Origin of the sequence: Photobacterium arenosum, assembly GCF_014841115.1 — a bacterium.
GTDB classification, from domain to species: Bacteria; Pseudomonadota; Gammaproteobacteria; order Enterobacterales; family Vibrionaceae; genus Photobacterium; species Photobacterium arenosum.
Genome location: NZ_JACYTP010000010.1, coordinates 184,826 through 192,712, shown reverse-complemented (window position 1 = coordinate 192,712; position 7,887 = coordinate 184,826). Strand labels below are relative to the sequence as shown.

Sequence of the window (7,887 nt, the reverse complement as noted above, 5' to 3'; positions counted from 1 at the left end):
ACAAAGCCGCTCGCGCCAGGTTTTGATGAGGGTTAAGCAAGCAGACTGTTCGGCCTCGGATAAGGCCTCGTGCTTCAAAAACCGCTGAATCAGCACAGGGGCGCGATGTAAGGTGAGCCAGCGTTCTATAACTTCATGGTTCGAGAGGCGGTGGGCCTGCTCCTTGTTGATATGCAGAACGACATGGTAGTGATTGCTCATAATGGCGTAGGCGCAAACATCCACACAAAAGACACTGGCAATCCGTTTCAACCGCTTCTCAACCCATCCCCGACGGTGTTCATAGCTGGTCTGGGTCAGTTCATCGTAGCCGCAAAGAAAGGAGCGGCGAACACAGCGGGAAACACAATGGTAGTAGGGCGTAGCTTCTATACTGATAAGTTGGCTGCGTGCTGTCGTCATTGGGAGTCACAATAATTGAGCTGGATGAATATACAGTATACGTCTGTGCTGGCCGGAAAAAGGAGCAAATCACGAAGTGGGGATCTGGGTCAGAATCTCATGAAATTGATGAAGTTGTTTTTTTCTTCACCTGTCTGTCCTTGTAGAACTGATGTCTGTCCTGGTAGATCTATGATCGGTTCTCACCGCCATTTAATGTCGCTCAGACGGGTGTTGATCGCCCTTTGTTGCCTTTTCTCCCCCAGCCAGAGCTACCCGGAAGAGCTGAAATTACAGAGTCTTAGTATTCGCGCCCGTGTTTCAGAGCAGACATTACTTGGAGATGATGCGCCGGAGGATTTTGAGGCGTATGACGTGGCGGCGAACTTCAGCTTACCATGGCAGGATTATTCAACTTCAGGTTGGGGAATGGGCACGCGCTTGATGGTGAGTGCCGGAATGCTGCAGGCGACCGGGGGAAATGCTTTTGTTGTCTCTGCTATCCCCGAATTGACCCTGGGCAGTGAAAACGGCAGGTTTACGCTGGATTTAGGAGCCGGTGGGGCACTATTCAGTAAGTATCGCTTTGGAATGCAAGATTATGGCGGGCCTTTCCAATTTGCCCTGACTTTTGGCGTTGGTGTGCCGCTGTTTAACAATCTGGGGTTAGGCTATCGTTTTCTTCATTATTCCGATGCTGGTGTGAATGGAGCTGATACAACAGGGGCTGATTTCCACATGATTGAATTGAGCTATCGGTTTTGATTGCTTGCGGGATTACAGGGACAGACATGTTATACGGTGCTAACAAGGACAGGCACGTTAAACAGGCTGAGTGATTCATTTGTTGTGTCTGTCCGCGTATTTGTATATGCAGGACTATATTCAGGGAGCGGTGAGAGCGCATGAAGACAATTGGACTGATAGGCGGAATGAGTTGGGAAAGTACGATCGGGTACTATCGGAAAATTAACCAAGGTGTAAAAAATACGTTGGGTGGTCTCCACTCAGCTAAAATCCTTCTTCATAGTGTTGATTTTGCTCCTATTGAAAAATTACAGCACAGTGGCAACTGGACAGGTGCGGCTGAGATACTGGTTGATGCGGCAAAAAGTGTAGAATCTGCGGGGGCCGACTTCGTGTTGATCTGCACGAATACCATGCATAAAGTTGCCCCAGAGGTAGAGCAGAGCATCAGGATTCCCCTGCTTCATATTGCTGATGCCACTGGTGAAGAGCTCGTAAAAGACGGGATCAGCAAGGTGGGTCTATTAGGCACCGCTTTTACAATGGAGCAATCTTTCTATAAAGATCGTTTGTCGGAAAAGTACGGTCTTGAGGTTGTCATACCCAGCGAAAAAGATCGAAAGCTGGTTCATGACATCATTTATAACGAACTTTGCCTGGGTAATATTAATGCGACATCTCGTCATGAGTATATTCGTATAGTCAATGAATTAGAGCTGGCTGGTGTTGATGCTGTTATTTTGGGGTGCACTGAAATAGGCATGTTAATCTCTCAGGAGCATGCTGGTATCCCTCTGTACGACACGACGGCCATCCATGCCGCCAAAGCCGTGGAGTGGGCTATGTCGTGAAGTGCTGCAAACCGCCAGCTTCAGACGGCTCAGAGGAAACCGAACAGCGCGAGAGAGACGAATGAAATCACCTGTAACAAGCCAAGCGGTACAAAGCAATATAGAGAATCTGTATCGCAACGAGGCCCGTAAAGTGTATGCGAGCTTAATTCGTTTGCTGGGTGACTTTAATCTCGCAGAAGAGGCTTTGCACGATGCGTTCAGCACGGCGTTAACTCAGTGGCCGAAAGAGGGGATTCCTGATAACCCCAGCGCCTGGCTGGTGTCTGTCGGACGCTTCAAAGCCATCGATCATCTGCGCCGGCAAAAACGGCAAGTCGAGATTGTCTCAGAGCTGTTCGATGCTCTCAATGACACATCCTTTATCCGTACTGACACTGAAAATCCATTCGAATTCGATGATCAGGTGATTGAAGACGATCAACTGAGGTTGATCTTTACCTGCTGTCATCCGGCCATTGACGCCAAAGTGCAGGTGGCGCTGACGCTGAGGGAAGTGTGTGGTTTGACTACTGAAGAAATTGCCAGCGCCTTTCTGACGTCGCCATCCACCATGGCCCAGCGCATTGTGCGGGGTAAGGCAAAAATCCGCGAAGCGAACATTCCCTTTCAACTGCCTTCAAAAACTGAGTTGCCGGATAGAATTGAATCTGTGTTGTCTGTCATCTATCTGGTCTATAACGAAGGCTACTCTGCGTCGGCGGGGGAGCGTGTCACACGTTCCGAGCTGACGGCGGAAGCCATTCGTTTGGCGCGTTTAGTGAGATCCTTGCTGCCCGATGCTGAAGTGTCTGGCCTGCTGGCGCTCATGCTGCTCAATGAATCCCGCCGAGGTGCCCGAACGGATCAGCAAGGCGATATTGTATTGCTGGAAGATCAGGATCGCAGGTTGTGGGATGCCGTTCTGATACAAGAGGGGATTGCCTTAGTACAGAGTGCTCTGGAAACCAGAAATATTGGCTATTACACATTACAGGCCGCGATTGCGGCGGTCCACGCCCAGGCGGCGGATATGGCCAGCACGGATTGGGTCCAGATAGTGTCACTTTATTCCCTGCTGCTTCAAGTAGCACCCTCGCCAGTCATTGAGCTTAATCGGGCTGTCGCCGTGGCGATGCGCGATGGTCCGCAGGCAGGGATCGAGATCGTTGAAAATCTGCTTGAACAAAAAGTCCTCCAAACCTATCACCTCACCTATGCGACCTATGGCGAATTGCTCAGCCGTGCCGGTCGGGTGCAAGAAGCTATCTCTGCATTTGAGCACGCTCTGAGCCTGGTTCAGCAAGCCCCGGAACAGCGTATTCTCAGACGAAAGCTGGCACTGCTGACAACACCTTAAATAGTTACCTGTCAAAAGATCAAAAAATTTTCATCGGTTGTCGATTTGCTAAAGCTTCACTCGACTATTGTGTAGAGAGCAAAAAGAAGCCGCTCTTAAATCAACCTGAATACACAGACAGGAGAAGCACAATGAAAGTCATGGTAATTGTGAAAGCCAGTGAAAGTTCGGAAGCCGGCAAGATGCCAACCCAGGAATTGTTACTGGCCATGGGCGAGTTCAACGAAACTCTGGTGAAAGCCGGTGTCATGGCATCGGGCGACGGTTTAAAACCCAGCAGTGAAGGCATTCGCGTACGTTTTAAGGGCAGTGAGCGTACCGTGACTAAAGGGCCATTTGCCGAAACCAATGAGTTAGTGGCCGGTTATTGGGTCTGGAACGTCAGCTCAATGGACGAAGCCGTTGAATGGGTTAAAAAATGTCCCAACCCGATGGAAGAAGCGTCCGACATTGAAATTCGCCCTTTTTATGAAATGGACGATTTTGCTGAGATCGACAGCGACGGATCGGCTCGTGCACAAGAAACTCAGTTAAGGCAAACACTTGCGATGCAACAAGCGCAATCACACTGCTATCTGTTTTTCTCTGGCTGCTGTGATGAGGCGCTGCAATATTACCAGAAACACCTAGGCGCCAGTGTGGTCATGCTATTTCGGTTCAATGAAAGCCCGGATCCTGTGCCCGAGGGTATGTTACCTCCCGGCTTTGAAAACAAGGTGATGCACTGCGAATTTACGGTCGGAAACATGACACTTTTTGCCTCAGACGGCTGTGGTGACGAGGGGCCGTTTACCGGGTTCAATCTGGCATTAACGATTGACTCCGAAGCGGAAGCGCGTCGTGTATTTGATGCACTGGCAGACGGTGGTTCGGTTCGTATGCCGCTGGATAAAACCTTCTGGTCACCTTTATATGGCCAGGTAACGGATAAGTTTGGCATGGGCTGGATGGTGATGTTACCAGGCGACGACAGCCAGCAGTAGCAGGCTTCTGAAATCAGACAGGAGTATCAGGGTGATGAAATATGTAGCTTTGGTCTACTACGACGAATCAGTAATGAAAACGCTGACGCAAGATGAGTGGGATGCGCTCAACCGTGAGTGTATCGATTGCGGTGAATCCCTGCGGTCGCGTGACTATATGATCGGAGGCGAGGCGCTGCTGTCTGTCCAGACGGCAACCACGTTACGTGTTCGAAATGGCAAGGTGGACATTACGGACGGCCCGTTTGCTGAAACCAAAGAACAGCTGGCAGGTTTCTACCTGTTGGATGTCAGGGATCTGAACGAAGCGATTCAGATGGCCAGTAAGATCCCGCCTGCACGCTACGGCAGCGTAGAAATTCGTCCGGTACGCGAGTTGCAGGGCGAAAATAACGTGAGTTATCAAGACACCGAGGTGCGTAACGCACCATAGGCAGAGGAGAAAGATCATGAGTTATGTTGATGGCTTTGTTTGCGCTGTACCAACAGACAAACGAGAGGAATACCGACAACATGCCGCAGAAGCCGCACAGGTCTTTAAAAAGTACGGCGCCGAGCGTGTGGTCGAAACCTGGGGCGATGATATACCAGATGGCGAAGTCACGTCTTTTCCTATGGCAGTTAAATGTAAAGACAGCGAGACAGTGGTGTTTTCATGGATCCAATGGCCTTCAAAAGCGGTACGAGACGAAGGCATGGCCCTGTTTATGAAAGATCCTATTTGTGATCAGAATCTGAACCACATGCCGTTTGATGGTAAGCGCCTTATTTATGGCGGGTTCGAAACTATTGTAGATTGCTAGAGACTGTAGAAACGCGGTGCTGACATGCACCGCTCAGTCTGGTTAACCACAAGGAAAAACGCATGATTGTTGTTGCCCGGTTTTCGTTTCCCCATGAAGCGCATATTGCGAAAGCCAGCCTTGAGGCTGCCGGTATCCATAGCCATCTGGCTGACGAGCATACAGTGAATGTGCAGTGGCTGTATTCCAATGCGATGGGTGGCGTACGTCTGATGGTCGCGAAACAACAGGCTGAACAAGCTCGTGATATTTTGAGCTGCGACTTCTCACAAGCTGTTGAGTCTCAAGCTGTCGAGGACAGTCATATCTTCACCGGGGAAGCGGATGCCTGTCCGCGTTGTGGTAGTCATGATTTACTGCCGTACACAAAGGGAAAGCGACCCGCATTTGTCGTTTTCCTTTTACTGGGCTTTCCTTTATTTTTTTACCGCCATGGTTATCGATGCAAAGCTTGTGACGAGTTCACTGAAAAGCTTTGAGCCAGCGGCAGAGTGCCTTGTTATAAAGAGTGTTTATTCTCCTATTCATTAATACTATGCCGGTGACAAGCCGCACATTGCGAACAGCAATTAATCGCTGCATCTGGTGTCTGTCCTGATAGTTTCACTCAGCCTGAACCAAACGACACTCAAAAGGCTTTGTTGATGGAGCCTGGTTAATCTTCAGTCCCGATAAAGTGATACAAAGTCCTCTGGGTGAGGCGTTAGTTATTACTAGCTGCCCACCATGCATTTCAGCGACTTGCTTAACGATGGCTAAACCAAGACCAAAGCCTTGTTTAGAGCGATCAAGGCGCACCTTTCTTTCAAGCATAGACTCAAGGTCCTGGTCGCAAACGCCGCTACCTTGGTCGGTAACAGACAGTGACAGGCTGTCATTGCCAGATGTCAGCTTTAATACAATTTCTCCTTCTCCCTGGTGTGATTTACCGTATTTAAGAGCGTTCTCTATAAGGTTAAGTAAAGCACTTTCTAATAGAGCCTCGTCTATTCGACAAACTGCTGACTCTATCTTTGTTTCAAAGGCAATTGCTTGACCTTGGCTGAATACCATTGGGGCATACTTCTCACAGAAATTTCGACAAAACTCGACGAGATCTAAGCATGACCAATATTTATTAGAAACAGTGCTATTCTGCGCTTTAACATAATGCAGCATCTGTTCGGTCAACCGGGTCATTAATGTGATATTACGGTCAACGTCATTCAATTTTTCGATTTGAAAATCGCGGCGATACATGGCGAGCTGCATTTTCATTTCTGCTAAAGGAGTGCGTAGCTGATGCGATAGGTCGGAATTAAAATTATGACTGATCTTAATGCTGCGCTGCAGTCGTGCCATTAAATTATTTAGTGATCGGACTAAAGCTTCGACCTCTGGTGGAACATCGGTTTCAATAGGATCGAGATTGGCCTCTGACCGCATCCTGATCTCTTTCTGTAACCTGCTCAGTGGATGAAGCCCTTTCTGAACAATAAAGGCCACGAGAATCAGTGTCCCGATACATATCAGTACAGCAGCAAAAGCTATCTGTTTCCGGAGCCCGGATATTGTGGTATGTCTGCCCTGATTGGATTCTGCCACAACGATGAGTGCGTCACCGAGAGGTGTTTTGGATGTATATTGAACCGCCCGAAGTTCTGTGCCAGCATAAATGGTATGATAAAACACGGTAGGATAACCTTTCTTATCTGCCAGCGATAAGCCATCGAAACCTGCTAACAGATCTCCGTTTGGCGCTACGATCCGATAAAAAATTTTCTCACTATGTGTATCGCTTAAAGTATCTATGGAGAAATAATCCATATCGATTTTAAGCTTATCGTCTTTTACATAAAGTTTATCATCAAGATTTTTACTGACGGCGATCATCATGTTGTCGTACAGACGTTCTGTCTTATCTTTCAACACCCAGGTACTTATAAAAAAAATAAGCCCTGTAAATATGATAAGCGCGCTGGTTATAGCGAGATACAATCGTTGTGACAGAGAATGAAAGTTAATCACGGGATGGCTTCTCCAACATATAGCCGAGTCCTCTAACGGTACGGATATTCAGGTCGGGAGAGAATTTTTTTCTAAGTCGTGATATGTATGTCTCAATAGCCGTTTCGCTCAACTCCTCATCAAAAGAGGATATGCGTTGTACGATTTTCGGCTTACTTACCACTCGCTCGACATTCGATAACAGACATTCGAGCACGGATACTTCACGGCGATGTAGTACAACTTCATTGCCGTAAAAAGTCACAGCCTTATTGATCACATCAAATGTCAACGCGCCATGTTCGATAATGTTACTCACTCTTGATGAAGCGCGGCGCAGGAGTGCATGGACGCGTGCAACGACTTCCTCTGGTTCAAAGGGCTTACAAAGATAATCATCCGCGCCTTCATTCAATCCTAAGATTCGCTCTTCAAGAGCTGCACGAGCGGAGATTATCAGTACAGGAAGGTTGCTTTTTTTCTGACGTAAGCTGCGCAAAATTTGCAGCCCTTCACAGTCTGGAAGCCCTAAATCGAGCAAAAGCAGATCAAATTTTTGGGTTAGGATTACATGAGAAGCTTGTTCTCCCGAATGAAAAACATCAACCACAAAACCTTGTTCTACAAGTAAATTATGTAATCCTTCAGCGATAACGACGCTGTCTTCAACGATTAGTATCCGCATGAGCTACTTCAAATTTCTGATTTAAAAGCGCATATCTGCCACATGTGCAAGGTTGGTGACAGTATGTGAGGTTAGAGTTTCAGATGTAAACAAGAGGTTAACATCAATATAA

General features: G+C 47.9%; 10 protein-coding genes. 7 read left to right on the top strand and 3 right to left on the bottom strand.

What is annotated here, in order from left to right:
* On the bottom strand, positions 1-402 hold a 402-nt coding region (locus IFO68_RS15805; protein WP_473741669.1), incomplete at its 3' end, for a transposase.
* A 171-nt stretch (positions 403-573) separates the two neighbouring features.
* Between IFO68_RS15805 and IFO68_RS15800 the strand changes: the two genes are divergently transcribed.
* The 7 genes from IFO68_RS15800 to IFO68_RS15770 all read left to right on the top strand — a co-directional run bounded on the left by IFO68_RS15800 (position 574) and on the right by IFO68_RS15770 (position 5,583).
* The gene (locus IFO68_RS15800; protein WP_192016794.1) at positions 574-1,146 is read left to right on the top strand and encodes an acyloxyacyl hydrolase; all 573 of its coding nucleotides are present in this window, start codon (positions 574-576) and stop codon (positions 1,144-1,146) included.
* Between the two features lie 140 nt (positions 1,147-1,286).
* Complete coding sequence (locus tag IFO68_RS15795) at positions 1,287-1,979, top strand: aspartate/glutamate racemase family protein (RefSeq protein ID WP_192016793.1); 693 nt, start codon at positions 1,287-1,289, stop codon at positions 1,977-1,979.
* A gap of 61 nt (positions 1,980-2,040) precedes the next feature.
* On the top strand, positions 2,041-3,318 hold the full coding sequence (locus tag IFO68_RS15790; RefSeq protein WP_192016792.1) for an RNA polymerase sigma factor: 1,278 nt from the start codon (positions 2,041-2,043) through the stop codon (positions 3,316-3,318).
* 131 nt (positions 3,319-3,449) lie between these two features.
* The gene (locus IFO68_RS15785; protein ID WP_192016791.1) at positions 3,450-4,301 is read left to right on the top strand and encodes a YciI family protein; all 852 of its coding nucleotides are present in this window, start codon (positions 3,450-3,452) and stop codon (positions 4,299-4,301) included.
* Positions 4,302-4,335: 34 nt separating this feature from the next.
* Positions 4,336-4,734, top strand: a complete 399-nt coding sequence (locus IFO68_RS15780) for a YciI family protein (RefSeq protein ID WP_192016810.1) — start codon at positions 4,336-4,338, stop codon at positions 4,732-4,734.
* A gap of 16 nt (positions 4,735-4,750) precedes the next feature.
* Positions 4,751-5,104, top strand: a complete 354-nt coding sequence (locus tag IFO68_RS15775; RefSeq protein WP_192016790.1) for a DUF1428 domain-containing protein — start codon at positions 4,751-4,753, stop codon at positions 5,102-5,104.
* A gap of 62 nt (positions 5,105-5,166) precedes the next feature.
* Positions 5,167-5,583 (top strand): putative signal transducing protein, encoded by a 417-nt coding sequence (locus IFO68_RS15770; RefSeq protein ID WP_192016789.1) that lies wholly within the window; start codon positions 5,167-5,169, stop codon positions 5,581-5,583.
* A 124-nt stretch (positions 5,584-5,707) separates the two neighbouring features.
* Here IFO68_RS15770 and IFO68_RS15765 read toward each other — a convergent pair whose 3' ends face one another.
* Both IFO68_RS15765 and IFO68_RS15760 read right to left on the bottom strand, forming a co-directional pair.
* A complete protein-coding gene (locus tag IFO68_RS15765; protein ID WP_192016788.1) occupies positions 5,708-7,111 on the bottom strand; it encodes an ATP-binding protein in 1,404 nt (467 codons plus the stop codon).
* Positions 7,104-7,775, bottom strand: a complete 672-nt coding sequence (locus IFO68_RS15760) for a response regulator transcription factor (protein ID WP_192016787.1) — start codon at positions 7,773-7,775, stop codon at positions 7,104-7,106. Before IFO68_RS15760 ends, IFO68_RS15765 begins: the two co-directional genes overlap by 8 nt.
* Positions 7,776-7,887: the final 112 nt, after the last annotated feature.